Genomic DNA, 26,653 nt, shown 5'->3' on the forward strand with positions numbered 1-26,653 from the left:
GGATCTGGATATAAAACCAGAATCCAGCGTTTTTTTACTCACTCTGGGGAGTGGCATCCCGATTCAAATTATGATCGTCCATGGAAATCAGGCGTAGTTTGTTTTTGATATTGTTTTGAGCAGTGAGTGGCTGTCTTTCTAAAAGTTCTGTTTTATCCGGTATGCCAATCCGGCTATTAAATGTCATCTCGTAATAATAGACTTCCCCGGCTTCAAAATTTTCTGTCACTTCACCGGTAAAACCAAAAGTACTGGTTGCTGGGGCTTCCAGATGGTGTTCGCCGGGAGGCAGTTCCAACCAAACAAAGCTGAAGGCAAGAGTCGGAATGGGCTGCCCATCAACGCTGAGTTCATAGGCCACATAAGAGTAGTCACCACCAAGGCGATATACATAGACGGTTGCTGCTTCTGGGTTGGGTTCAAACTCAACCGCTTCATCGTAGTTTTCCGAACCGGGTAATTCGGAATAAACGGTGGTGGTACAGCCAGCACTGAGCATTAGAACGACGATAAAACTCAAGGCAAGTAAATATTTGATCCTAGTCATTTTATTCTCCTTTCAATGTTTTTCTATCCTGAATATAAATATTGAAAGTGAAAATAAGACCAAGGTTTTAAATCTAAAGTGATAGCTGCTTTCCATTGCTAGAAATTATTTGTTTTCTGAAGCCTCAGCCAGTTGATTACGACCTCTTTTTTTAGCGAGATATAAAGCGGAATCGGCCGCCTTGAGCAGTTGGTTCTTGTCATTGCCATCCTGCGGATAGCGGGCCAGTCCCAGAGAGACGGTAACCGGCTGAGTCACCTGGCGGCCCAGTTGAGCATTAATCTGCTTTTCCACCCTCTCGCGAATAAGCTCTGCCAGGGTTCTTAGGCCTTGCTGATGGGTTTCCGGAATAATCAGCGTGAATTCTTCCCCGCCATAGCGACAGGCGATGTCTTCTTTACGCAGACAGTTTTGCAGAAGCTGCCCCACGAGTTTTAGTACCTGATCACCCACTTCATGTCCATGGTTGTCATTGAAGTCCTTGAAGTAGTCGATATCCAGCATAATAATTCCCAACTCCTCTTGATGGCGCTGAGCGCGGGAAAGTTCGCTGGTCAAGCTGGCCTCCAATTGACGGCGATTATAGAGGCCCGTCAGGGTGTCGCGGATGGATTGCTGATGGAGGCGTTCACGCAGTCGCAGATTGATTAGTGACAGGGTGGCATGTTCAGCCGCTGTAGTCAGTAGAGTCTCGCGTCGTGCTAATTCTCTGGAATCCTGGTTGGCAGAGTCCGTAGCCTGGAACTGGATGCGGATAATACCCGTTACACTGCCTTCAGCCTGGAGGGGAACACAGAGGTTCAGGTTTTGCTCGCGGGTCTGACAGTAGGGGCAGAGATTATCCCTGTTTTCCGGCAGGCTGGTATGACTCTGGCCACGGCGCACGGCCCAGCAGCTTTCTGCGGGTGTCAGTTGTTGGGGGGTCGCTTCGTCGCCCCACTGAGTAATTCGTTGCAGATGTCTATCAGGAGCTACCCGATAGGCGCTGCCGGAATCCATGGGAAAGAGAGCCTGACAAGCCTGGAGGGTTACAGTAAAGACTTCATCTTCACTGTGGCAGGATAGAAGCAGTTCGCCCATGCGGGTGAAAACGCTGCTTTCATGGTTTCGGGTTTCCAGATGCTGAACGGTTTCTGCCAGACGGGCTGTACGCTCCTCGACCCGTTTTTCCATGTGATCCATTTGATCCTTGAGGCGGGTGACCATGGCATTGAAGGTGGTGGCCAGGAGGCCGATTTCATCCCGGCGTTTGATGTTGGTTCGAACATTCAAGTTGCCATCTCTGACTTTGGATGCCAGATCGGCCAGGATGGTAATGGGGTGAATCAGTCGATTCAAAAAGAAGTAGGCAGCAATGAAAGTAATCACCAGAATCACGGCAGCAATAATGAGCAGGCGGTAAGTCAGAGCATTGGCGGTTCTTTCCAGCTCATCCATATACACTGAAGAGGCCATGTACCAGTCAAATTCGGGTAAATACTTAACCCAGGAGATCTTTTCGTAGATGTAATGCCCCGGGTCTGAAGGCTTGTCCCACTGGTAAACCAGATGTTCATTGTCAGAATTGGCCACCGCCATGAGTTCGTGAGCCAGGGAGCGGTTGGTCAGGGGGTTGATGCGTTCACTGACATTCTTGCCTTCCAGATTGGGGTTGGGGTGAATGATCATATCCATGTTGGAGTCGAACACAAATAAATAGCCCGTCTGGCTGATGCGCGTCTGGTGGATCTGCTCGCGCAGGCGTTGAATCAGTTCTCCACGTCTTTGTTCGATTTGGGTTTCCACATCCTGGATACTGGTGGTCGCAGCCAGTATCCAGTCGTATTCTGGCAGATAGCGAAAGTAGGCCAGTTTTTCCGAGGGGGGCTCTTCAGGGCTGGGCTTCCATTGGTAACGACTGAAACCCTCCCCATTTTCATTGATGCTGGCGGTCAAAGCTTGCAGGTCGAGCCCTTGCAGATGTTGCTGGGCTTGGGTCAGCCTCATGCCATTGAATTGATTGCTGGGGTGGGAGAGGATATTGCCCTGGCCATCAAGGACGACTAGATAGTTGTTATTACCAAATTGCAGCTTGCGCAGTTGCTGCAGCAGCTCCGCCTGGCCTACTGCCGGAGAGTTTACATGATGCTGGATGCTGATATCCAATTGCTTCATGGCCGCTGTGGCCAGATTCAAGAGGGTGTGCAGCTCTTCCTTGCGGGTTTGCAGGGCAAAGCTTTCCCAGTCGAGAAGATTCTGGTGGGCACTAACAGCCAGCTGGTAGGTGCTATTGAGTACCAGTCTGCCGTTGTACTCTTCCTGCTCTTCCACAGTATCTCTCAGCCAGGGTACAGAAGCCCAATAGCTGACACTGGTAAAGAAAAGCGCTGCCAGAAAAATACTGGTCAGGGTTTTACGAAAGAGTTTTGATTTTCTGAGCCGGTTTTTCAAAATCTATCAACTTGCCTGTTCATGTCCATCAAGGTAAAAAATCCGGGTACAGCATGGCCTGAGTCGTGCAGAATAGAGGGCGCGGTAGAGGTTTAAGAAACCTCGGATTAACTATTGCGCTTGCTTATGCTACGTTGAAATTAGCCTCAAAATGCTCATTTACTGCTTGTAAACTCCGCTTTATCGTTTAATTTCGCCTTGCCTAACCTGCGCTCATCACGTTAATCAGAGGCTCCTTGATTATTGATTGACATTAATCAAAGCCCTTCTGACCGTCAATTGATTAATTATACTTTTTGAGCATAGAACAAAAATAAAGAAACGTTGCACATTTTTACATTAAGTGCCCTGCAAAGAGCGGGCAAACCCGACCCGTTCAGGAGAATCCGATGGTCGAAAAGACCCGCAGTATCCGTTATGGACAATATATTCGTGAAACCCAGGTCGATCATCGGCATATCAGTTATAACGACCTAACAGCACCTGCAGTTACTTCTTCACGACGGATCAGTCTAAGGCCACTGGATGTCTATCGTCTGGTGCAGCCCTATATTTCCCTGCGCTTTCTGGAACAGCTGTATGCGCTGGTACCCTTGGCTCTCTATCTGGCTTTTTTCCAACTTCTAATTTTGCGTCAGGAGGTGGAAGGAACCCTAGCCATCAGCCTGGGTTTGCTGGCGGTCATAGTCGGATTGATGCTGTTCATGGAGGGCATCAAGCAGGGGTTGATGCCTCTGGGTGAATTTATCGGTAATACCCTGCCCAAGAAACAGGCACTGCCCGCAGTGCTCTTGGTGGCCTTTCTGCTGGGAATTGGCGTCACCTTTGCCGAACCAGCGATTGGTGCGCTCAAGGCAGCAGGAGCCCTGGTCAAGGTGGAAAAAGCCCCTTACCTCTATGCACTCCTGACTGACTATGCCGACTGGCTGGTCTTACTGGTGGGTGTCGGTGTCGGGTTGGCCGCTGTGCTGGGAACCCTGCGATTTGTTTATAACTGGAGTCTGAAGCCCTATATATATCTGGCTTTGACGCCAGCTCTTCTGCTCACCCTCTACTTTATGCAGGATCCTAATCTGGCCCCGGTGTTGGGTCTGGCCTGGGATAGCGGTGCAGTCACTACCGGGCCGGTTACTGTTCCCCTGGTGCTGGCTCTGGGGATAGGCATCGCTTCGGCTTCAGGGCGGGGCAGCAGTGCCCTGGTGGGCTTTGGAATAGTGACCCTGGCTTCACTCTTTCCGGTGATCTGTGTGCTGGGCCTGGCACTCTATGTTTCCTGGATACTGACACCCGAAGCCATTATCCAAGCCGCCAGTGTCACGACCCAGTTAGAAGCCTCGATAGCCTGGTATCAGCAGACACCGGGAGAAGAGATGGTGTTGGGGTTGAGAGCCATACTGCCCTTGGTTCTCTTTCTCCTCCTGATTAGCCGTTTTTTACTCAAGGAGAAACTGAACAACGGCGGCATTCTTGCCTATGGTATTTTTCTGGCGGTTGCCGGGATGATTTTATTCAATATCGGCCTGACCTATGGTCTGGCTGCCTTGGGAGGGCAAGCGGGTAGCCTCTTGCCCTCCGCTTTTACAGCCCTGGAAACCCCCGGTGGTCAGCTACAACCTGCGATCTATTCTTACGGGTTGGGTTTGCTGGTTGTTCTCTGTTTTGCCTGGATACTGGGTTTCGGGGCGACCCTGGCTGAGCCGGCGCTCAATGCACTGGGGATGACTGTAGAACGCCTGACTCAGGGGGTATTCAAAAAGAGAACTCTGATTTATGCGGTTAGCCTGGGGGTGGGCAGTGGTATCCTGCTGGGGGTTCTCAAGATTATTTTTGACTGGCCCCTGGCCTGGTTATTGATTCCCTTTTATTTGCTGGCACTCTTGTTAACCTATTTCTCCAGCGAAGAATTTGTCAATATTGCCTGGGATAGTGCCGGGGTCACGACCGGTCCCATCACCGTGCCTTTGGTACTGGCCATGGGGTTGGGGATCGGTGAGGCCGTCCAGGTAGCGGAGGGCTTTGGCATTCTTTCCATGGCTTCCATCGGCCCGATACTGGCCGTTTTAACCACAGGGCTCTGGGCCCAGTGGCAGGCCAAACACCAACAGGAGACGGCATGAAGTCAAAACGCCAGATTACCATCCTCACTGATGTGGAGCGGATTACCTGTATTGTCCAGAAGGGCAATGCAGACAGAATCGTCCAGGCTGCATTCAAAGCCGGTGCTCAGGGGGCAACCGTTAACTATGCCCAGGGTAGTGGGGTCAGGGAAAAACTCGGGGTGCTGGGAGTCGCGGTGGAGGCCGAAAAGGAGGTCATCCAGATCATTGTATCCAGCGAACAGACCAATCGGATTTTTGATGCCATGTATCTGGCCGGACAGCTGGATACACCCGGTATGGGCTTTATGTATGTCACCCGTCTGGAAAAGGCCGGTACCTATATTCCCCGTGAGGTTCTGCAAAGGATCGAGGACCAGCAAGCATGAGCCACAAGCTGATTACCTGTTTAATTACCGGTGAGCGGGCGCTGGAGGCGATTGCCTGGCTGCAGGAGGAGGAGGGCATTACCACAGCCAATCGTTATCCGGCACGCGGGGCCAGCGTCAATTCCGGCCAGGTGTTCAAGAGTATCGAAATACTCACCCTGGTGGTGCCCGAAGATCGCGCTGATGAGCTCTTCGGCAAGCTGTTTGATCATCTGGATGTAGGGCATCCCGGTGGGGGGATAATATTTCAGGAAGCCTTGATGCAGGCCAGTGACTATCAGTTACCAAATCTTGACCAAGATGGGCCGAAACCGGCCTAGAAAACTCCGGCTTCCAGGCCCGCTGCCAGGGCCTGCCCCAGCTCGCGAGCCTGTTCGACAAACTCTTCCTGCCACTGGCCCTTGAAGATTATTGGCTCCTGCACCCAGTTCCAGCGCAGGCCGGTCACGATGCTTTCCACTGCCCGCTTGGTACCCGTGCCATCCAGCCCGGCGCGAATATAAAGCGCCACCGGTAGGCCCTGTTTTTCTTCCAGAACCGGATAATAGCTGCGGTCAAAAAAATCCTTGAGGGCGCCACTCATATAACCCAGGTTTTCTGTAGTGCCCAGAAGAACGGCATCCGCTTTTAGCAGCTCCTCGGGCCCGGCTTCCAGCGGTGGCAGCCACTGGCAGCTGACCCCTTCTATTTCATCCGAGCGGGCCCCCTCAAGAGCAGCCTCCACCAGTTTTCGGGTGTTGGGTGACGGGGCGTGAGCGACGATCAGTAGCAGTTTGCTCATCATCTACTCCCTTGGGTCGGGTGGATGTTTTAACTCTTATTGGCTTTTTTCTTCTTCCATTTGACGTTAAACAGATCCAGGCGTCGATCCTTGAGGTTGGTGACCGAGCCTTCATTGCGTACCAGTTTCAGGCGAGTGAAATCCAGGTCAGAGAAGAAAATCATCTCGGTGTTGGGTGTGGTCTCGTTGAGAACCGCATCATGCGGGAAGGCAAAGTCCGAAGGTGAAAAGACCGCCGACTGGGCATACTGGATATCCAGGCTTTCGATGGAAGGCAGGTTGCCGACACTGCCGCAGATCACCACATAGCATTCGTTTTCCACGGCACGGGCCTGGGCACAGTGGCGTACGCGCAGATAGCCGTTTTTGGTATCCGTCCAGAAGGGAACAAAGAGAATATCCATGTCCTGGTCAGCCAGGATGCGGCTCAATTCCGGAAATTCCACGTCATAGCAGATCAGCATCCCGATGCGACCGGCATCGGTTTCAAAAACCGAGAGTTCATGGCCGCCTTCAATTACCCAGTCGCGTTTTTCCTGGGGAGTAATATGCAGCTTGGGCTGGCGCTCGTAGGTGCCATCACGGCGGAAGAGATAGGCCACGTTGTACAGCATCTCATCCTCGCCTTCCTCAACCAGGGAGCCGGCGATGATATTGATGTTATAGCTGACCGCCATACGCATGAGTTCGGTTTTGAACTGCTCGGTGAAGGTGGCCAGAAAACGGATGGCCTGAGTGGTGTCCGATTGATCGGTCAGGCCCATCAGCGGGGCGTTGAAGAGCTCGGGAAAGACTGCAAAGGCACTGCCGTAATCAGACAGGGCATCGACAAAGTATTCCACCTGCTGGAGTACGGAATCCACGGAATCGAATTCGCGCATCTGCCACTGAACGGCACCGACGCGGGCCTCGGTGGTGGTGCTGTCGAGAATCAGATCAGCCGGTTCATACAGGATATTGTTCCATTCCAGTAGAGTGGCATAGCCGTGGGAGCGCTCATCTTCGGGAAGATAGCCGCGCATCAGGCGTTTGACCATAAAGTCGTTGGCCAACTGGAAGGATAGAATAGGGTCGTGGATTTCCTTGCGCGCCACCTCTTCCAGGAATTCTGTGGGTTTAAGGTCCTGGGCATATTCGTGGTAGCTGGGGATTCGGCCCCCTGCGAGGATGGCACGCAGGTTCATGGAGCGGCAAAGTTCCTTGCGCGCATCATAAAGACGCCGTCCCAGGCGGTGGCCCCGGTAAGTGGGGTCGATCAGAACATCCAGTCCGTAGAGGGCATCCCCCTTGGGGTTGTTGCGGACCAGTTCGTTGCTATCGGTCAGGTCGCTGTATTTATGCGGATCGGAGAAGGTGGCATAGTCCACCAGCACACTCAGGGCCACCCCCACCAGGCGGTCATCATCAACAATGCCGATCTGACCATCGGGGAAGTCACGGATCAGCTTGTTGATGGTTGCCTGTGGCCAGGCTCCACCAATGTCATCGTAGACCTTGTCCATCAGGACTTTTAACTGCGGATAATCTTTTTTGGTGAGATTGCGGAGATTCAGATGCGGATCTTCAAGGGTCATGATAAGTCCTAGGTCTGGGAAGCGACTTTCCTGCAAGCTTAAGACCTAATTGTCTGAAAATAAAGCAGCTGTTCCCAGCTTCGGGTTAAGCAAGCAGTTTTATTGCCAATGGACTAGAATAGCGCCTTCTTATCAAGGATCTAATTACCATGGCGCAGAAAGCGCGGGTTATCAAAGCCCGGTTACAACTTGCCGATATGCAACGGCATTACTATCAGGATCATAACCTGACCCTGGCACAGCATCCCTCGGAAACCGATCTGCGGCTGATGATCAGACTGCTGGCTTTTGCACTCAATGCCTCGGAAGAACTGGTTTTTGCCCGTGACTTGAGCGATGAGGGAGAGCCCGAGCTAGCTGAATATACCCTTCAGGGTGATATCCGTCTCTGGATCGTCTTTGGCCAGCCGGATGAGAAATGGCTACGTAAAGCCTGTCAGCAGGCCGAAAGGGTCAAGGTCTACGCCTATGGAGGGCGCAGTACACAAATCTGGTGGCAGCAGGAGGCCAGCAAGCTAGAGCGCTACACCAAACTCCAGATCTGGGAGGTGCCTGAAGAGGAGGCCCAGGCCCAGACCCGACTGATGGAGCGTAGCCTTCAGCTTAACTACACCATCAGCGAAGGACAGGTACTGGTGTCCAGCGATCAGGGCAGTGTGACTCTGGAACCGAAACTACTCAAGGACTTTGCCTGACAGCCTAATGCCGGGAGTCCTGAAGCGCCGCGACTGTGCGTGACACATTATCCGCACCCTGATGAATTTCCTGCATGATGGAGGCAACCTGAGTGATTTTATCCTGACCGTCCAGGGCTGTCTGGCGGGCATGTTGAATTCGCTCGGTCACTTCTTGAGTCAGTTGGTGGTTATTTTCCACCACTTCGGCAATCTGGCGCGTGGAATCGCTGGTACGGGCCGCCAGTTGACGTACCTCATCAGCCACGACGGCAAAGCCGCGCCCCTGATCACCGGCCCGGGCCGCTTCGATGGCCGCATTCAAGGCGAGCAGGTTGGTCTGTTCGGCAATGGCGCGAATCGTGGCCACAATATCCTCAATACTATCGGATTGATCATTTAACTGGCCAATTTGGCGGGTGGCCTCTTCGATCTGCTCGCTGATCAGGCTGGAGGTGGATACCGCCATTTCCAGAGATTCCAAACCCTGACGAGCGATCTGGGTGGTTTCTTCAGAGGTGCTGCTGGCTACCTCGGCGGCTTCGCGCACAGCCAGATCCTGTTCCACCTTGTTAGTGATGTCGCTGGCAAACTTGATCACTCGGGTGACTTGTCCATTGCTATCCATGATGGGGTTGTAGGTGGCTTCCAGCCAGAGAGTCTGGCCAGTGGCCGTCACTCGCATGAATTGACCTGATTTAAATGCCCCTGCCGCCAACTCTTTCCAGAAGTCGGGATTCTCAGCATAGAAATGCTCATCGCAAAAGATGCGGTGGTGCTGGTTGAGGATCTCTTCCTGGCGATAACCCACGGCATTGAGAAAGTTCTGATTGGCTGAAAGAATATGCCCCTCCGGGGTGAACTCGATAACGGCCAATGAGCGGTTAAGGGCCGCCATAACCGCCTGCTGTTGATCAGCCTCAAGTTTCTGGGCAGTGACATCAGAAGCCAGTTTCAGTACCTTGACGACTCGGCCCTGATCATCCTTGACGGGAAAATAAGTAGCTTCCAGCCAGACGAGCCGGCCTTCGCGGGTGACTCGGGCAAAGGTGCCTTGATTGGACTGTCCGGCAGCCAGTTGTGACCAGAAGCTCCGGTATTCAGCGGAAGCGGCGACCTCGGGAGGACAGAAAAGCCGGTGATGCTGCCCCTGAATTTGTTCCAGGCTATAACCCATCAGTCTCATGAAGAGCGTATTGGCCGTGAGGATATCGCCTTCAGGGGTGAATTCGATCACGGCAACATGGCTCTGGATCGCATCCATAACGGCCTGGTGGGCTTGAATATCCTGCTTGAGTTGCCGGTTTTCTGATTTTAGATGTTGATTAAACATCTGACCTCCAGGGCAAGTGCCCGTCTATTCAATTGCTCTAGTCTTTCTACTTGCTTAAAGCTTAACAAAACCTATGCAATAATTATAATAGAATTTTTCTTGGTTATTTTTACTTTAAAACTATCAATGCCGTCCACTGCGTGGGTTGGGGATTTTTATACCGTTATCTATGCAGGCTGGTACACGTGCAGACGGGGAAAGCTTGATCAGCTCCTGGAGTTGGGCAGGGGAATGGCAGTTTCATTTTTGATTTCTCGCAGGGCAAAGTTGGAGTTGACCTGGGAAATACCCTGAAGGGTGAAAATTTTCTCATTCAAGAAGCGGTCATAGGCGGCCATGTCTTCGATCAGGACTCTTAACACGAAATCGGCATGGCCGGTGGTGGCGTAGCATTGCATGACTTCGGGATAGCGCAGGATTTTTTCCTCGATTTCCTGGCTGTTGTCGATGGAATGACGCAGCAGGGTGATCATGACCAGCACGCAGAGAGGTTGCCCAACTTTCTGGGGATCAACCAGAGCGGTGAATTTTTTGATGATGCCGTCTTTTTCCAAGGCTTTTACACGTCGCCAACAGGCCGTAGTCGACAGTCCCACGTGTTCGGCCAGCTGTTGGTTTTTGAGGTGACCATCCTTTTGCAGTTCGTCCAGAATGCGTAGATCAAAGCGATCCAGTTGGGCGGTGTTCATTATTTGCCTCTTGATTGTTGTTGTTAAGCAATGAACGCAATAATTTTCTGAAATCCTATTTGTAATGCAAAATTATTGCAAAAACCAGGTATTTCTGTATCGAGAAAGCAAGCCTTTTCATCTCATCTATCACTAAACTGACTAGCCATCTGATACAAAAATAATAATGATGAGGTGTTGTTATGCCAATTGAGGCTGCCGGACAACTGGATAGCTACCAGTTGAAAGATCGTTATTCACGCCAGGAAGGCCGGGTATTTGTGACCGGTTCCCAGGCACTCGTGCGAATACTGCTGCGCCAGGCTGAACTGGATTGTCACCAGGGTTACCAGACGGCCGGTTTGGTGAGTGGTTATCGCGGATCCCCCCTGGGGGGCGTGGATCAGGCACTTTGGGATGCCCAGGAGTCGTTGGATAGTCACCAAATCAGCTTTATTCCCGCCGTTAACGAAGATCTGGCGGCTACCCTCCTGATGGGCAGCCAGCAGGTGGAAACCGATCCGGACCGTGAAGTGGAAGGCGTGTTTGGTCTCTGGTATGGCAAGGGGCCGGGTGTTGACCGTTCCGGTGATGCCTTCAAGCATGCCAATGCCTGTGGCAGTTCTCCGCACGGTGGAGTGCTGGTCATCGCCGGTGATGACCATGGTTGTGTGTCTTCATCCATGCCCCATCAGTCGGATGTTGCCTTTATGTCCTGGTTTATGCCGGTGATTAACCCGGCCAATCTCGCCGAGTATGAAACCTTTGGGCTCTGGGGCTATGCATTGTCACGTTTTTCCGGCTGCTGGGTGGGGTTTAAAGCCATTTCCGAGACAGTGGAAAGCGCTGCTTCGGTTGAAGTGCCTCCATTGCCGGATTTTGTCCTTCCCGAAGATTTCACTCCCCCCGAGGATGGCCTGCATTATCGCTGGCCGGATTTGCCCGGTCCCCAGTTGGAAACCCGCATTGAGCACAAGCTGGCGGCGGTCCAGGCTTTTGCCCGAGCCAATCCCATCGATCGGCTTTTTTACCCTAATGCCCAGGCAAAATTTGGTCTGGTCACTACCGGCAAGGGGCATCTGGATTTGATGGAAGCCTTGCGCCTTTTGGGGCTGGATGAAGAGGCTTTGGTCGATCTGGGCGTGGAAATCTACAAGGTGGGGATGGTTTGGCCGCTTAATCGCCAGGGTATTCTGGATTTTGTGCATGGCAAGCAGGAAATCCTGGTGATTGAAGAAAAGCGCGGCATTATTGAAAGTCAGATCAAGGAATACATGTCCGAACCTGATCACCCAGGGGAGGTTCTGGTAACCGGCAAGCAGGATGAAAGCGGCCAACCACTGATTCCCTATGTGGGCGAGCTGAGTCCTAAATTGCTGGCCGGTTTTCTGGTGGCCCGTTTCAAGCGTTTTTTTGACCTGGATTTAACCTCGGTCTGGCAAGCTCTTCAGCAACAGCAGGCTACTGCCCAGGACCCGGGTGGTGTTCGTCGTCTACCCTATTTTTGCTCCGGTTGCCCGCACAATTCTTCCACGAAGGTTCCCGAGGGCAGCAAGGCCTTATCCGGCATTGGCTGCCATTTCATGGCTTCCTGGATGGGACGCAAGACCGAGTCCCTGATCCAGATGGGGGGTGAAGGCGTTAACTGGATTGGTAAAAGCCGCTATATCGGTAATCAGCATGTCTTTCAAAACCTGGGCGAAGGTACCTGGTTTCATTCGGGTTCCATGGCCGTTCGCCAGGCTGTTGCTGCAGGCGTCAATATTACCTACAAAGTACTTTTCAATGATGCTGTAGCCATGACCGGTGGTCAGCCGGTGGACGGCCAGATCAGCGTACCCATGATTGCTCGCCAGTCGTATGATGAAGGCGTCAAGAAAATAGTGGTGGTCAGTGATGAACCGGAAAAATATCACGGTCATGAGCGCGAATTTCCAGCCGGGGTGACCTTTCATCACCGTGATGAGCTGGATGAAATCCAGCGGGAATTACGCCAGCTTCCCGGCTGTACCCTGATGATTTACGATCAAACCTGTGCTGCGGAAAAACGCCGTCGACGTAAGCGTGGCACCTATCCGAATCCGGCCAAACGGGCATTTATCAATCACCATGTCTGTGAGGCCTGTGGTGACTGTTCGGTGCAATCCAACTGCCTTTCGGTCGTGCCCAGAGATACCCAGGAGGGTCGTAAGCGAAAGATTGACCAGTCGTCCTGTAACAAGGATTTTTCCTGCCTGAGTGGATTTTGTCCCAGTTTTGTCACCATCGAAGGGGGAGACGTACGCAAGCCCCAGGGCATTCATGCTGATCAGGCCTTCTGGTCTCGGGTTGAGCAGCTGCCCGAGCCACACCGGCCAGTGCTGGGGCAGGGGTATGATCTGCTAGTCGCCGGGGTTGGTGGAACCGGGGTCATCACTATTGGTCAGCTGATCACCATGGCCGCTCATTTGCAGGGCTATGGCAGCAGTGTGCTCGACTTTATGGGTTTTGCGCAAAAGGGGGGGAGCGTCCTCAGTTACGTGCGCTTGGCACCGAAACCAGAGGGTTTGAATCAGGTGCGCATCGAAGCCGGTCAGGCCGATGCCGTACTGGCCTGTGATCTGGTGGTCGCTACCTCCGAGAAAGGTCTGCAGGTGTTGCAGCCGGGACACACCCGCCTGGTGGTTAATCAGGCCCAGTTACCGACGGCTGATTATGTTCTCTATCGTGATGCTGATATGAGTGCAGACAAGCGTTTGCAGCTGTTAAAAACGACCCTGGGCGAGGAAAACTTTGCCCAGTTCAACGCCAGTCAGGCGGCTGAACAGCTCCTGGGTGATAGTGTGTTTGCCAATATGATCCTCCTGGGGTTTGCCTGGCAGCAGGGCCTCTTGCCTCTGTCACTGCAAGCCCTGATGCGTGCCCTGGAACTCAATGGCGTGGCTTTGGACAAGAATAAACAAGCCTTTGCCTGGGGGCGTTTGGCCGCTGCCGATCCCGAGTATACGCAGCGGCATCTGGATCAGCAGCCCCTGCCAGTGGAGGCCAGTCTGGAAGCGGTTGTTGGCCGTCACGCCCGTTATCTTGAAGCCTACCAGAATAGCGCCTGGGCAGAGCGCTACCGGCACTGGGTGGAGCGGGTGGCTCAGGCAGAAGCGGCTGTGGAGGCGGGCAGTCAGACCCTGACCCGGGCAGTGGCTGAACAGCTTTTTCGCCTGATGGCTTACAAGGATGAGTATGAAGTGGCTCGCCTTTTCACAGAAACTGATTTTATGCAGGAAATTCAAGCCACCTTCACCGGCCCCTATCGTTTAAAACTGCATCTGGCTCCTCCCTTGCTGAACCGAAGCAAGGATCGCAGTGGACGTCCTAAAAAACGTGAACTGGGCCCCTGGATGCTGACAGCCATGAAGTGGCTGGCACGACTGCGCTCTTTGCGTAATACACCGCTGGACCCTTTTCGGTTTAGTCGTGATCGCAAGCTGGATCGTAAGCTGCTGGCTGAATATGAACAGCTCCTGGAAGAGCTGCTGGCTGATTTGCAGCCACAGAAACTGGCTACAGCAGTTGCTCTGGCTCGCTTGCCAGAAGAGATTCGGGGGTTCGGTCCCGTTCGTGAAGAGGCTGCGGAGAAGGCGGGTAGGCGTCGTCAGATGTTGCTGGAGGAATATCGTTCCGGCCAGCCGGTGACCCTGGCCCGGGCCGGTTAACTCTCTTGAGGGCGGGGTTCGGGACTGGCCACCTGGTTGCGCCCCGCCTGCTTGGCCAGGTAGAGGCCCCGGTCAGCACGATCGAGTAGAGAAACCACTTCGTGATCCCTTGGCTGGATAGCCGTAATGCCGATGCTCACCGTAACCTCCAGGGTAAGATCGTTGAAGTGAATGCAATGTTCCTGCAGTGCCTGGCAGAGGTCTTCTGCAAGTGCCCAGCCCTTCTGTAAGTTCATGCCGGGAAGCATGACTGCAAATTCCTCACCGCCCAGGCGTCCAATCAGGTCATCTTCGCGGATATGGTTGGCCACTAGCCGTGCAAACTCGATTAGCACCTGATCACCCGCCTGATGGCCATAGCTATCATTGATGGTTTTGAAATGATCCAGATCCAGCATCATAACCACGCCTTCACGGGTAGCGGGCTGTTCCAGCAAGCCTTCCAGACGTTCCAGAAAAGTGCGTCGATTGGGAAGCCCGGTCAGGCTGTCCAGCGAGGCTCTTTGCTCCAGCTTGAGCTGATCCTTCTTGCGCTGGGAGATGTCCTTTTTAATGGCAACATAGTGGCTGATTTGGCCACTACGGTCATACACTGGGGTGATGCTCATTTGTTCATAATAAAGCCGCCCTGATTTATGCCGGTTAATCAGCTCATCCGACCAGAACTCTCCCTGGCTCAGGCAGGCCCACATCTTCTCGTAGTATTCTTTTTGCTGTTTACCGGAGCGTAACAGCTGGGGCGTCTGTCCCTTGACCTCGGCCGGGCTATAGCCAGTCAGACGCTGAAAGGCCGAATTGGCCCAGATAATCCGTGTCTTGTTGTCGGTAATCATGATGGCTTCACCACAGGCCTCCATGACCGAGGCCATCAACTGATTGCTTTGGAAAATTCGGGTATCAAAGTGCAGAAGGCTCCAGGCCAGAAAACCGATGACGATCAGCAAAAGCCCTAAAACCACGGCATAATTCTTGGCTTCACGCCAGAAGATGGCATCGATGTCATCCAGATAGATGCCACTGCCCACAACCCAGTTCCAGGGTTCATAGAGTTCGATGTAGGAAAGCTTTTCCACGGGTTGGCTGCTGCCCGGGCGCGGCCAGTAATAGTGGAGATAACCGGCTTGTTGTTTTTCTGCCAGGCGAACAAAGTCCTGGAAGATGAATTGGCCCAGGCTGTCCTGGTAATGTTCCTGACGGCTGCCTTCAAGCTGGGGCTGAATGGGGTGGACCAGAATACGGGTATCCAGATCATTGATCCAGAAATAGCCGTTATCACCGTAACGCAGGTTTCTCAAGGCTTCCTGCGCCTGTCTCTGGGCTTCTTCCAGGCTCAATCCATGTTGGGTCTTTTGTTGGTAGTGATCGATCAGGGAAACGCTGCTTTCCACCAGTTGGCGTACCTTGTGGCGTCGATCTTCGAGAAGATTTTGATGCAGGGTGGAAAGCGCTAAGCCGATCAGGAGCAGACACGCCAGGAGAATACAGGAATAAATAAACAAGAGTTTCCTGTTAAAGCCCCAGTGTAAATTAAATGTCTGCATATCGGCCTCGGTGGCGGCATTTGCAAGATATAAAGTAAAACCTTGTTTTTATTATGGGCATCTGGTGGCAAAAGTAAACTTGTAAAAAGGTTTACGGTTGCTGGTTTACAGGAAATCCAATAGCTGGCGCCAGGCGGCCAGTTTAGCGTCAAACTTCAGGCTGGCATGGGCGGGGCTGGTTGAAGGTAGCTGAACCAGGGGACATTGGCGGTAGGTCTCGGGCAAGTGGGGCAATACCCGGCGTTGATAGCTCTGGTAAGCCTTGCCGCCATTACAAAAAACGGCTTGGGTTTGTGGATGACGCTGAAACCAGCCAGAAAAATCATTGGCCTGGATACTGGTTTCGACAATGTCGGCATCCAGGCTGGTTGCTCGAATACAGGACGCCATCACATCCCAGAGACCGATGCCGTTTTTTTTCAGCACTTCCAAGCGGCTGGCGTAATCAAGATCTCTACTAAACCCCAGTAACTCGGCCAGGATCGGCCAAAAGGCATTGCGAGGGTGAGCATAGTAGCCCTGTACCGCCAGTGAGGCCTTGCCGGGCATGGAACCCAGAATCAGGATTTTTGCTTGCTGGGGTTCGACCGGTGGAAAGCTGTTGATTGGCTGCATCTGGGGTAAACTCTATGCTGGTTTCTCAGTTTTGGAAAAGATATGAAAATTTGGGTGGATGCTGATGCCTGTCCAGGCGTGATTCGGGAAATTTTGTTCAAAGCGGCGACCAGGGTCAAGGTGCCCCTGATTCTGGTGGCCAATCAAGCCATCAAGGTACCAGCTTCCGAATGGATTACCAGTATCCAGGTGATGCAGGGATTTGATGTGGCCGATGATGAGATAGTCAAAAGAGCCGAAGCCGGTGATCTGGTCATTACCAGTGATATCCCTCTGGCTTCTGAAATCATAGATAAGGGAGCTTTGGCCTTGAATGCCAGAGGCGAACTCTATACGGCTGATACCGTAAAAGCCCGCCTGAATATGCGTGATTTTATGGAAACCCTGCGTTCCAGTGGTGTGCACACAGGCGGCCCCTCGGCCTTGAGCCAGGCGGATCGGCGTGAGTTTTCCAATCAACTGGATCGTCTCTTGACGAAATATCTGCGTAAAAATAAAAAATAAATGCTTGACTCGGCAGGAATAAAGGCGCAATCTTCGCAGCGTTGGTAGCAAGTCAGTGTTTATACAGTTCTTTATTCGACCCTTTCGGCAAGATCAGTCCTTTATTACACCTCGCTTGATTCCCGCAACAATGAGCTTGGGAAGTTATTTTTTTAAGTTCTGATCAATTTAATTCTGAAAGGTAAGAAATTATGGAAACTGGTACAGTTAAATGGTTCAACGACACCAAGGGTTTTGGTTTTATTACTCCTGAGTCCGGTGGCGATGACCTCTTTGCTCACTTCTCTGAAATTCAAGCTGAGGGTTTCAAGTCTCTGACTGAAAACCAGCGTGTTTCTTTTGAAGTGACTACAGGTCCTAAAGGCAAGCAGGCGGCTAAGATTCAAGTAATCTGATCCCGGCTTTCCCGGCCTGATAAAACCCACCTTTCATGGTGGGTTTTTTTATTTTCAAGCTGGCACAAGCTGTCCATAATGACAGGCATCTTTTGAATGGATGGAGAGATGCATGCTCAGACTGGGTTTGATTAACCGCATCAAGTTTTTTGTTGAACGTCAGTTCGTCAAGGGAGCCAGTTTCCAACTGCTGGTGGTGATGCTGGTGATCGGCTTGATCTCTCTTTTGGGAGGCGCGCTGGTGGCCTGGTCGGGTAATGCCTTTGACAGTCTCAGTTCGGCTATCTGGTGGGCTTTTCTGCGCTTGACCGATCCGGGTTATCTGGGGGATGACCAGGGTAGTTGGATACGTTTTGTCTCCACGCTCCTGACGGTCAGTGGCTATGTGGTTTTCCTGGGTGCGCTGGTGGCGATCATGACCCGTAAGCTGATCAGCATTATGGAAAACCTGGAAAGAGGCCTGACTCCGGTTGATCTGAAAAATCATCTGGTCGTGCTGGGCTGGACCAACCGAACCCTTCCCCTGATCCGTGAACTGCTGGACCCTTCACGCCGAATGCAGCGCTTTTTGCAACGCAATGCTGCGCGCCGATTGCAACTGGTGGTTTTATCCGAAGCCGCTTCAGCTGCCCAACGACTGGAATTGACCAACGAAGCCGGAATTGGCAGCAGAGCCCGTCAGGTGATTTTACGAGCGGGGACAGCCATTCAGTCGGATGCCCTGCACCGGGTGGCCTGTCTGGATGCAGCTGCAGTTATCCTGCCCAGTCATGTTCAGCATCCTGATAGCCTGGTGACGGCAGATGTCGAGACCCTGAAGGCTCTGTTGTCGATTGCTGCCCAGGGTCGCCTGGCAGCTAAACCCCTGCCGCTGATGGTGGCTGAATTGCAGGATATACGTAAATTACCGGTGGCACGTACGGCTTACCCCGGCCCGTTGGAGGTGATAGCCAGTGACCAGATGCTGAGTCGGCTGCTGGTTCAGAATCTACTGCACCCGGGACTCGCCTCCATTTACAATGAGTTGCTGACCCTGGCCGAAGGCAATGAAATCTTTATCCGCTCGGGGGATGGTTTCAAGGGACTGACGCTGGCCGAACTGGCGGCACGCTGTCCTAGGGCACTGGTCCTGGGGCTGTTGCAGCCTGATGCGCAGGGTGATTTCCGGGTCGCTCTCCTGGCCGATCGCCAAACCCAGATTGATCCCCTTGATCAGGTGGTTTTTATTGCCCGTTCCTATGAGGCCACTCAACCGGATGAGGCTTTAGTCGCTTCACCAGCTTCAGCCGAGCAGGAATCGCCAGCCTTTTCTATACCGCTACCCTGGCCTCCCGCTGCCAAGGCATCCTTGCGTATTCTGGTTCTGGGTTGGAACCGGCGGCTACCTGCTTTCCTGGAGGAACTGTCGAGTTACCGGGAACAGCAGTTCGATCTGGATTTGGTTTCGGTTTTACCCCCGGATTTGCGCGAAGAGGAAATTCGTACCTACCTGGGAGCAGGCGTGTCCGAGTTGAATAACCTGACCTATCGCCACTATCAGGCAGATTATATGGTCGAGGAAGAACTGCGCCGCCTGGACCTGCGGCAATTTGATTCGATTTTGTTGTTAAGCAGTGATCGTCTGGATTCCGGTGAGGAAGCCGATGCCAGAGCTTTGGTAGGTCAGTTGCAGTTGGACAGCCTGCTGCGCGAAGAAGGCCATCAGCCCCAGGTGGTAATGGAATTGAACGACCCGGATAATGAAAGCCTGTTGAATCTACCGCGAACCGAAGTTCTGGTGGGTCCGGTGATTCTCAGTCATCTGCTGGCCCAGATCGCCTTGAGGCGGGAGTTGAAACTGGTCCTGGATGAAATCTTTACCGTAGGCGGGGCCGAAATCCGGTTTTCTGAGCCTCTGGGTAAAGACGCTGGAGAGCTGGCCTGGATGACTTGTCAGCAGCAGGCCGAGGCCAAGGGAACCCTGGCCTTGGGGATCTATCGACCCTATCGGGATGCGGAACCGCGTTTGCTGCTGAATCCTGGCAGTAATCCGGATTTATACCTCCATCCCGGCGATCAGCTGATTCTACTGATGCCGGGAGAGGATAAGGCGTAAGCCGAGGCGGTCTATTGCAGGCCGCCATGAATCAGTTGGGCGGGGTCGAGCAGACGTTCCAGTTCCTCCCGGTCCAGATCCGTGGCTTCCAGAGCGACATCAATCAGGGGGCGTTTTTCACGGTAGGCCTGCTTGGCGATTGCTGCCGCCTTGCTGTAACCGATCACCGGATTGAGTGCCGTCACCAGAATGGGGTTGCGGCTTAAAGCAGCTTCCAGTTGTTGCGAGTTGACCTGGAAACTGGCGATGGCCTTGTCGGCCAACAGCCGGCTGGCGGAGGTCAAGAGCTCCAGGCTCTCCAGCAGATTGCTGGCAATCACCGGCAGCATGACATTCAGCTCAAAATTACCCGACTGGCCGGCAATGCCGATGGTGGTGTCCTTACCCATCACCTGGGCTGCCACCATGGCAACGGCTTCGGGAATTACCGGGTTGACCTTGCCGGGCATGATCGAAGAGCCTGGTTGCAGAGCTTCCAGCTCTATCTCGCCTAGACCGGCCAGGGGTCCGGAATTCATCCAGCGCAAGTCATTGGCCAGCTTCATCAGGGTGACCGCTGTGGTTTTCAGCTGGCCGGAAAGGCTGACGGCCGTGTCCTGGGAGCCCATCACGGCAAAAAAGTTATCGGCGGGGCGAAATTCCAGACCAGTCTGCTCGCTCAGGTGCTGACAGAAGCGATCCTTGAATTCTGGATGGGCGTTGATGCCAGTGCCTACCGCTGTGCCCCCTTGAGCCAGTTGTTGCAGCTGGGGTTGCAGGCTTTCCAGACGCTGGATATTGGCTTCCACCTGACTGGCCCAGCCGTCCAGGGTTTGCTGCAGGCTGACCGGCATGGCATCCATCAGGTGGGTGCGACCGGTCTTGATGGTTTCAGCCAATTGGCTGCCCTTGCGGCGACAGACACTGGCCAGATGCCTGAGTGCGGGCAGCAGATCCTCGTTCAGCGTCAGGGCGGCACTCAGGTGAAGGGTGGTGGGAATGACGTCATTACTGCTCTGGCTGCAGTTCACCTGGTCATTGGGGTGAAGGCTTTCTCCCAGATGATCACTAGCCAGACGGGCGAGCACTTCATTGGCATTCATATTACTGCTGGTGCCTGAACCTGTCTGAAAAACATCCACGGGGAAGTGTTGCATCAGATCCGCTGAGCCGAGTAACTCATCAGCTGCAGCTTCTATCGCCTCGGCCTGGTCCTGGCGCAGGAGTTGCAAGTCAGCGTTGCTGCGTGCCGCCATGATCTTGACCAGCAGCAGGGCACGAATAAAGCGCTCTGGTAGAGGCTGGCCGCTAACCGGGAAGTTATTCAGAGCGCGTTGGGTTTGTGCGCCCCAGAGAGCATTTTCCGGGACTTGTAATTCGCCCAGGCTGTCTTTTTCGGTGCGCATCTTGCTCATTTCGGGTCTCCTGATCGAAAAGGGGCTTAAATGGAATAAGCCTGGATGCCTTGTTGGCTTCCTAAAGGGATCAAGATAGCTGAATCAGAGGGGCTGCGCCAAGAGGGGATTACCGGCCTGGCTGGCCGGTAATCGGGGGGAAAGCTTCCTTAGACGACTCTCATGCCGGGCTTAGCGCCTTCATGAGGTTCCAGCAGGTAGATGCCGTCATCATCACCGGCAGCCAGTACCATGCCTTCGGAAACACCAAATTTCATTTTGCGCGGGGCCAGGTTGGCGACCAGCACGGTGAGCTTGCCTTCCAGGTCTTCGGGCTGATAGGCCTTTTTGATACCGGAGAAGACAGTACGGGTTTCACCGCCCAGATCCAGAGTCAGCTTCAGCAGCTTATTGGCTTTTTCCACGTGCTCGCAGCGGGTGATACGGGCGATGCGCAGATCCACCTTGATAAAGTCATCAAAGCTGATTTCCTCAGCCAGGGGATCGGCTTGCAGAGGACCCTGTTCACCACCCGGATTGCTGCTGACACTGGCTTCCTTGAGAGCCATTTCCTTTTTGGCATCTTCACGGCTGGCTTCCAGCAGGGCTTCAATCGTATCCTTGTCGACCCTGCTGATCATGGGTTTGAATTTGGCAATCTCATGGCCCACCAGTGGCTGCTGAATGCCAGCCCAGTCCAGCGCATCAATTTTCAGGAAGGCCAGGGTTTTTTCAGCCATCTCAGGAAGCACAGGAGCCAGATAGGTCATCAGAACCCGGAAGAGGTTGATACCGGTGGAGCAGATGGCCTGGACCTCGTCACCCTTGCCTTCTTCCTTGGCCAGCACCCAGGGCTGCTGGTCGTTGATCCAGGTGTTGGCTTCATCGGCCAGATCCATGATCTGGCGAACGGCTCGGCCATATTCACGGCGTTCGTAGTCGGCAGCGATGGCTTCTTCGGCCGCAACAAAGCGCTGATAGAGTTCAGGTTCCTTCATTTCACTCAGGGTGCCACCAGCTTTCTTGACGAAGCCGGCACAGCGGCTGGCGATATTGACCAGCTTGCCCACCAGGTCGGAATTAACACGGAAAACAAAGTCTTCCAGATTCAAATCCAGGTCGTCCACGCGGCCGGTCAGCTTGGCGGCAAAGTAGTAACGCAGGTATTCGGGATTCAGATGATCCAGGTAGGTGCGGGCTTTGATAAAGGTGCCACGGGACTTGGACATCTTGGCCCCGTTAACGGTGACAAAACCGTGGCAGTAAACACTGTTGGGGGTGCGGAAGTCTGCTCCGGATAGCATCGCAGGCCAGAAGAGCGCGTGGAAGTTGACGATGTCCTTGCCGATAAAGTGATAGACCTCGTTCTGTGAATCCGCCTTCCAGTAGTCATCAAAATCCAGGTCATCGCGCTGCTCGCAGAGGTTCTTGAAGCTGGCCAGATAGCCAATGGGAGCATCCAGCCAGACATAAAAGTACTTGCCGGGCGCATCGGGAATCTCGAAACCGAAATAGGGCGCATCGCGGGAGATATCCCATTCCTGCAGACCGGCATCCAGCCATTCCTTGAGCTTGTTGGCAATCTGTTCCTGGAGGCGACCGGTTTGTGTCCAGTCCTGCAGGAAGTCGGTGAAATCCTGCAGCTTGAAGAAGTAGTGCTCGGAGGACTTCATCACCGGTGTAGCCCCGGAAATCGCCGAGCGGGGATCGATGAGTTCAGCCGGGGTGTAGGTGGCACCGCATTTCTCGCAGTTGTCACCATACTGGTCTTCGGCCTTGCACTTGGGGCAGGTGCCCTTGATAAAGCGGTCAGCCAGGAAAAGGCCCTTTTCCGGGTCGTACATCTGCTCGATTTCACGAGTAGCAATATGGCCCTTGTCTCTTAGCCGGGTGTAGATCAGCTCCGAGAAATAGCGGTTTTCATCCGAATGGGTGGAATAGTAGTTATCAAAGCGGATATGAAAGTCCTGGAAATCCTGGTGATGTTCCTGGCGAACCCGGTCGATCAGTTGCTGGGAGGTAATACCTTCCTGCTCGGCACGCAGCATGATGGCCGTACCATGGGCATCATCCGCACAGACATAAGTGCAGGTATTACCGCGGCTTTTTTGAAAGCGGGTCCAGATATCGGTTTGGATGTATTCCAGCAGATGACCCAGATGGATGGGGCCATTGGCATAGGGAAGGGCGCTGGTAACCAGAATCTTGCGTTGTGTGGGCATGGAATGTCTTAATCGCTAGTGAAAGTGGAGAATAAAAAAATTTCCTCCTATCTTAGCGATTTTATTGCCTTTCTGCACCTGTCATCCAGGTACAGAAAGGCTTGCCAAACCCAAGGGTTAGATGAGCGTCATGTGATTGTCCCAGTTGACCTGGGGCGGGTTGGCGGCATAGACCGGCTGGCGTTCCTCCGATAGTGCCTGGATGGTGAAAATCTGGCCCAGACCACTGCTGACCAGGAATTCACCGGCTCTTGTCGTGGGGGCGAGGCCACAACCATCTGCCACATAGGCGGCATTAAGAAAGCGCCGTTCCTGCATGTCCCAGAGGGTGGTGAGATTGCCGCGTGGTGCTGAAACGGCTGCAAAGCGGCCACTGGCATCAAAACAGGCACTGCCACAGTATTGCTTGAGTTGGCTGCGGATGCGTTCGGGCAGTTGCAGCTCAGCCAGTTCTTCTCCGCGTCGGTGGGCGGCAATCAAGGGAACCTGATCAATGGGGTGGCCCTGGTATTGCAGTGCGATCACCACCTGACCATCAGGGGCTACATCCAGATGGCGGATACTGCATTGGTGAAAGTCTTGATGCAGGCTGCGTTTTTCCAGGAGTTCGCCGCTTTCGCTATCCAAGTAAACCAGTGATGGCTGCATGGAATCCAGATTCAGCTTTTCCCGACCATCCGTCTGGATGCCGCCATTGGCGACCACCAGGGTTTGGCCATCCGGCATCCAGTGGAATTCATGCGGCCCGATTCCCCGGGTGGACATTTCCCGAACCACCTGATAATCCGCCAGAATGTCTCTGACCACCAGGCGACCTTCGAGATCCGAGGGGTGGCGCTCGCTGGTGTAGAGATAGCGACCATCCGGACTGACCTGGGCGTGGCCGTAGAGGCGATACCCGGGTTGAGTGGTGATCAGGGCCTGGGTCTGCAGCGTATCGCTGTTGAATACATCGATGAAATCACCGGGTCGGCGGGCCAGGCTGTACACCCAGGGTTGATGCGGATGGGTGACCACCTGATGAGCCCGTTCGGGCAGGCGGTGGCTGGCCAGCTGTTCTCCCAGAGTATTGCTGATTTTCAGGTAGTAGTGGCCATCGCTGCCCCGGGCACTGCTGGCAAAGCGCAAGCCTTCAGCGGCAGTGGGAGTTGCCAGCAGGGGGGCAGCCGTAGCCAGAGCCGGTGTAGCAGCCAGCCAGCTCAGTAGTTGGCGACGATTAATCTCCATCACGGCTATTGAACCCCAAGTGAATATTGAGTACTCCCATGGCCAGTTCCAGCTGTTCGTAGAGGTCGGAAATGGCTGTTTCCAGTTCCCTCAGCTGGCGATCCAGTTGTGGGTCGATTTCAGCTGCTTCAGGTTCGGACAGGCTGGCGACTTGTGCCTGGATGCGATCGAATTCCTGATCGACAGATTCGGCAAAACCACCTTCACCCTCGGCCGTCAGCAGGCTTTTGACGCTGATGGGCTCCAGGCCGGAATAGAGCTCCTGCAGGCTGGCCAGATTAGTCTGGATATTGCTTAGTGTCTGACCACTGCGCCAGGATTCACTGCGTTGCCAGCGCGCTTCTTCAGGGCTGTCACCCAGGACATACTCCAGCTTGTAGTCTTCGATAATCAGCAGGGGCTCGGCCAGGGATTTCATCAGGGGCACGGCAGCCGCCGCATGGCTGGCAAAATACTGGCTACTCTCAGGGTTAAGTAGACGTTGTTTTTCCTGGTTTTGCCATTCCTGTTCCAGCTCGCGGGCAGTTCCGAGAAGATGCTGGCTCAGGCCCTGGGCAAAGCGGCAGTGATTCTGTCCGGGTTGAAAGCGGTTGTCAGCCTCGTTACCGAAAACCACTCTTTCCAAGGCCGGAAAGCCTTGCAGGCTGACGCTGGCTTCACGGAAGTAGTCGGCATCATAGTTTTGGTCGCTCTGATTGAGGGCTTGGCGGATCTGGCGTGCGCCCGTACCACGCTTATCCGGCCAGTATTGAATGGCGTAGTTGCGCATGAAAAGAGTGATGGGGCCGAATTGAACATGCTGGATAGCCTGCCAGGCATCCATGGCTTCACGATAGGTGCTTTTGACCTGAGCCAGTTGATTGCCCTGGTCGCAGTGGTTCGTGATCTGCTGGTGCAGACTATCCAGCTTGTTCACCAGGCGGTTGTAACCGGGCAGAATTTGTTGCTCAACGGCAGCCCGGTTGTAGGTCTGCCAGTCCTCGGCACTGGGTTCGGCCAGGACAGGTGTGGCAAGCACTGCCAGGGGTAGCAGCAGGCCCGCCAGGGAGGTTTTGTTTAGCATTTACAGGGACTCCACAAATTCAATCAGGGATAAGCGTTGCTCACGAGTCAATTGCATAAAACGGTTTTTGACCGTCTCGGCTTCTCCCCCGTGCCAGAGAATGGCTTCCATGATATTACGCGCACGACCATCATGCAGTAACTGACTGTGGCCATTGATGGCCTGGGTCAAGCCAACACCCCAGAGCGGCGGTGTGCGCCACTCACTACCACCTGCCTGGAATTCGGGATGCTCATCTGCCAGGCCGTCTCCCATATCATGCAGGAGAAGGTCCGTATAAGGCCAGATGGTCTGCTCGGCCAGAAAAGCGGGTGCATCTGCAGAAGTGGTGTAGGAAGGGCGGTGGCACTGGGCACAACCGACTTGATGAAAGAGGTTTTCACCTGCCTTGACGGCCGGATGATCAGCATTTCTGCGTGCAGGAACGGCCAGTGCCCGGGTGTAGAATTCCAATACCCTCATGACATCGCGGGAGGCTTCGACGCCATCCAGGTGCTCGCTGTTGCCGTTTGGCAGTTGCCGGCAGACAGCTTGTTCAGCGGTACAGCCGCCATGACCCTGAGGGTAAACTAGGCTGGAGATGCCGATATCCTCGATAAAGGCGGCGGCATTCTGCTGATTAATCGTGGGGTGTCCGGCCTTCCAGCCAAAACGACCCAAGCGGCTGGTCTGCTCGCTGATATCCCAGACGCGGTTAACCCGGCCACTGATCTCGGCATCTGCTTGTACCTGCTGCTCTTCATTGGCCAGCAGTTCCCGATCGGGAATGGCTTCCAAGAGGCCCAGGCCGATCATGGGCGGTGCCACTCGTCCGGAAAAACGGGTTTCAGGATGCAGGGGACCGTAATTCAGACCTTCAACACGATAATGGGGGCTACGCAGAGTGACCGTTTCACCATCGGGGAAGGTGACCTCTCTTTCTTCATAGCGAACTCCGATTCGGCCTTCAGCGGGCAGCCCTTGCAGAGCTTGGTCCTGTAACTGACCACCATAGGTGGGCTCGGGGATAAAAGCGATCTGTCCACTATTGAGAAGCTGTTCTTCCTCCCGGTTTCTGGGTGGAATGCTCAGACGCAGCAGAAAGGAGCGGTTAATGGCTGCGGTTGCGCCTTCTTCAGGGGGGTGGCCCCGACCATTATTCAGGTGGCAGCGGGCGCAGGAGCGGGCGTTATAGAGAGGACCCAGACCATCACTAGCCTTGGTGGAGGCGGGTGAAGACACCCAAAGTTTATCGAAGATGCTGTCGCCCAGGTTAAAGGGCATGCGTTCATCCAGTGACAAGCCCGGAGCCGGTTCGGAAAAAGAAATCCTGCCTGCTTCCAGGGTGGTGTCGCCACCGGGTTTCAGGGGGTTGGCTGTAACGGGAAGGCTGGCAGCCAGGGCGGCTGCCAGTCCCCATCTCAGCAAATGGCGGAGATGATGAATGGAAAACATGGT

The 26,653-nt window shown here is 53.9% G+C and carries 21 protein-coding genes; 8 read left to right on the top strand and 13 right to left on the bottom strand.

Translation table 11 applies throughout. The features are described 5' to 3' along the window. Positions 1-34 precede the first annotated feature (34 nt). Both DFK18_RS10620 and DFK18_RS10625 read right to left on the bottom strand, forming a co-directional pair. Complete coding sequence (locus tag DFK18_RS10620) at positions 35-547, bottom strand: DUF2846 domain-containing protein (RefSeq protein WP_114418237.1); 513 nt, start codon at positions 545-547, stop codon at positions 35-37. 105 nt (positions 548-652) lie between these two features. After that, positions 653-2,977 carry a diguanylate cyclase gene (locus DFK18_RS10625; RefSeq protein WP_114418238.1) on the bottom strand — a complete coding sequence of 775 codons (2,325 nt, stop codon included), beginning with the start codon at positions 2,975-2,977 and terminating at the stop codon, positions 653-655. Positions 2,978-3,366: 389 nt separating this feature from the next. On the opposite strand from DFK18_RS10625, the gene DFK18_RS10630 reads away from it, so the two are divergent. From DFK18_RS10630 to DFK18_RS10640, 3 genes are read left to right on the top strand one after another with little or no spacing between them, the layout of a single operon-like run. After that, a complete protein-coding gene (locus DFK18_RS10630; protein WP_114418239.1) occupies positions 3,367-5,094 on the top strand; it encodes a DUF1538 domain-containing protein in 1,728 nt (575 codons plus the stop codon). Beyond that, positions 5,091-5,462 carry a P-II family nitrogen regulator gene (locus tag DFK18_RS10635; protein WP_114418240.1) on the top strand — a complete coding sequence of 124 codons (372 nt, stop codon included), beginning with the start codon at positions 5,091-5,093 and terminating at the stop codon, positions 5,460-5,462. Before DFK18_RS10630 ends, DFK18_RS10635 begins: the two co-directional genes overlap by 4 nt. After that, the gene (locus DFK18_RS10640; RefSeq protein WP_114418241.1) at positions 5,459-5,782 is read left to right on the top strand and encodes a hypothetical protein; all 324 of its coding nucleotides are present in this window, start codon (positions 5,459-5,461) and stop codon (positions 5,780-5,782) included. The genes DFK18_RS10635 and DFK18_RS10640 overlap by 4 nt, the downstream gene beginning before the upstream one ends. Here DFK18_RS10640 and DFK18_RS10645 read toward each other — a convergent pair. Continuing rightward, positions 5,779-6,243, bottom strand: coding sequence for a flavodoxin family protein (locus DFK18_RS10645; protein WP_114418242.1), 465 nt, complete (start codon positions 6,241-6,243; stop codon positions 5,779-5,781). The genes DFK18_RS10640 and DFK18_RS10645 overlap by 4 nt on opposite strands. Before the next feature lie 29 nt (positions 6,244-6,272). Further along, positions 6,273-7,817, bottom strand: a complete 1,545-nt coding sequence (locus DFK18_RS10650; protein WP_114418243.1) for a bifunctional GNAT family N-acetyltransferase/carbon-nitrogen hydrolase family protein — start codon at positions 7,815-7,817, stop codon at positions 6,273-6,275. Between the two features lie 149 nt (positions 7,818-7,966). Between DFK18_RS10650 and DFK18_RS10655 the strand changes: the two genes are divergently transcribed. Beyond that, the gene (locus DFK18_RS10655; protein ID WP_114418244.1) at positions 7,967-8,512 is read left to right on the top strand and encodes a YaeQ family protein; all 546 of its coding nucleotides are present in this window, start codon (positions 7,967-7,969) and stop codon (positions 8,510-8,512) included. A 4-nt stretch (positions 8,513-8,516) separates the two neighbouring features. On the opposite strand, the gene DFK18_RS10660 is transcribed toward DFK18_RS10655, so the two are convergent. Both DFK18_RS10660 and DFK18_RS10665 read right to left on the bottom strand, forming a co-directional pair. Continuing rightward, positions 8,517-9,824, bottom strand: coding sequence for a methyl-accepting chemotaxis protein (locus DFK18_RS10660; RefSeq protein ID WP_114418245.1), 1,308 nt, complete (start codon positions 9,822-9,824; stop codon positions 8,517-8,519). 206 nt (positions 9,825-10,030) lie between these two features. Further along, positions 10,031-10,513: an Lrp/AsnC family transcriptional regulator gene (locus DFK18_RS10665; RefSeq protein ID WP_114418246.1), complete on the bottom strand. Its 483-nt coding sequence runs from the start codon at positions 10,511-10,513 to the stop codon at positions 10,031-10,033. 182 nt (positions 10,514-10,695) lie between these two features. On the opposite strand from DFK18_RS10665, the gene DFK18_RS10670 reads away from it, so the two are divergent. Then, positions 10,696-14,181 (top strand): indolepyruvate ferredoxin oxidoreductase family protein, encoded by a 3,486-nt coding sequence (locus tag DFK18_RS10670; protein ID WP_114418247.1) that lies wholly within the window; start codon positions 10,696-10,698, stop codon positions 14,179-14,181. On the opposite strand, the gene DFK18_RS10675 is transcribed toward DFK18_RS10670, so the two are convergent. Further along, positions 14,178-15,722, bottom strand: a complete 1,545-nt coding sequence (locus tag DFK18_RS10675) for a diguanylate cyclase (protein ID WP_114418248.1) — start codon at positions 15,720-15,722, stop codon at positions 14,178-14,180. The genes DFK18_RS10670 and DFK18_RS10675 overlap by 4 nt on opposite strands. 105 nt (positions 15,723-15,827) lie before the next feature. Then, the gene (locus DFK18_RS10680; RefSeq protein ID WP_114418249.1) at positions 15,828-16,337 is read right to left on the bottom strand and encodes a DNA-deoxyinosine glycosylase; all 510 of its coding nucleotides are present in this window, start codon (positions 16,335-16,337) and stop codon (positions 15,828-15,830) included. A gap of 42 nt (positions 16,338-16,379) precedes the next feature. On the opposite strand from DFK18_RS10680, the gene DFK18_RS10685 reads away from it, so the two are divergent. The 3 genes from DFK18_RS10685 (at position 16,380) to DFK18_RS10695 (ending at position 19,331) form a co-directional block, all read left to right on the top strand. Further along, positions 16,380-16,841, top strand: a complete 462-nt coding sequence (locus DFK18_RS10685) for a YaiI/YqxD family protein (protein ID WP_114418250.1) — start codon at positions 16,380-16,382, stop codon at positions 16,839-16,841. A 191-nt stretch (positions 16,842-17,032) separates the two neighbouring features. After that, entirely contained in the window at positions 17,033-17,236 is a 204-nt protein-coding gene (locus DFK18_RS10690) for a cold-shock protein (protein WP_114418251.1), read from the top strand. Between the two features lie 112 nt (positions 17,237-17,348). After that, complete coding sequence (locus DFK18_RS10695) at positions 17,349-19,331, top strand: CASTOR/POLLUX-related putative ion channel (protein WP_114418252.1); 1,983 nt, start codon at positions 17,349-17,351, stop codon at positions 19,329-19,331. Between the two features lie 11 nt (positions 19,332-19,342). Here DFK18_RS10695 and DFK18_RS10700 read toward each other — a convergent pair whose 3' ends face one another. The 5 genes from DFK18_RS10700 to DFK18_RS10720 all read right to left on the bottom strand — a co-directional run bounded on the left by DFK18_RS10700 (position 19,343) and on the right by DFK18_RS10720 (position 26,650). Further along, the gene (locus DFK18_RS10700) at positions 19,343-20,725 is read right to left on the bottom strand and encodes a class II fumarate hydratase (protein ID WP_114418253.1); all 1,383 of its coding nucleotides are present in this window, start codon (positions 20,723-20,725) and stop codon (positions 19,343-19,345) included. A 149-nt stretch (positions 20,726-20,874) separates the two neighbouring features. After that, positions 20,875-22,926 (bottom strand): methionine--tRNA ligase, encoded by a 2,052-nt coding sequence (gene metG / locus DFK18_RS10705; protein WP_114418254.1) that lies wholly within the window; start codon positions 22,924-22,926, stop codon positions 20,875-20,877. A 117-nt stretch (positions 22,927-23,043) separates the two neighbouring features. Beyond that, complete coding sequence (locus DFK18_RS10710) at positions 23,044-24,153, bottom strand: DUF1513 domain-containing protein (protein WP_114418255.1); 1,110 nt, start codon at positions 24,151-24,153, stop codon at positions 23,044-23,046. Further along, the gene (locus tag DFK18_RS10715) at positions 24,143-25,216 is read right to left on the bottom strand and encodes an imelysin family protein (RefSeq protein WP_114418256.1); all 1,074 of its coding nucleotides are present in this window, start codon (positions 25,214-25,216) and stop codon (positions 24,143-24,145) included. The genes DFK18_RS10710 and DFK18_RS10715 overlap by 11 nt, the downstream gene beginning before the upstream one ends. After that, a complete protein-coding gene (locus tag DFK18_RS10720; RefSeq protein WP_114418257.1) occupies positions 25,217-26,650 on the bottom strand; it encodes a di-heme oxidoreductase family protein in 1,434 nt (477 codons plus the stop codon). Positions 26,651-26,653 lie beyond the last annotated feature (3 nt).

Source organism: Marinospirillum perlucidum, assembly GCF_003336805.1.
Lineage (GTDB): Bacteria > Pseudomonadota > Gammaproteobacteria > Pseudomonadales > Halomonadaceae > Marinospirillum > Marinospirillum perlucidum.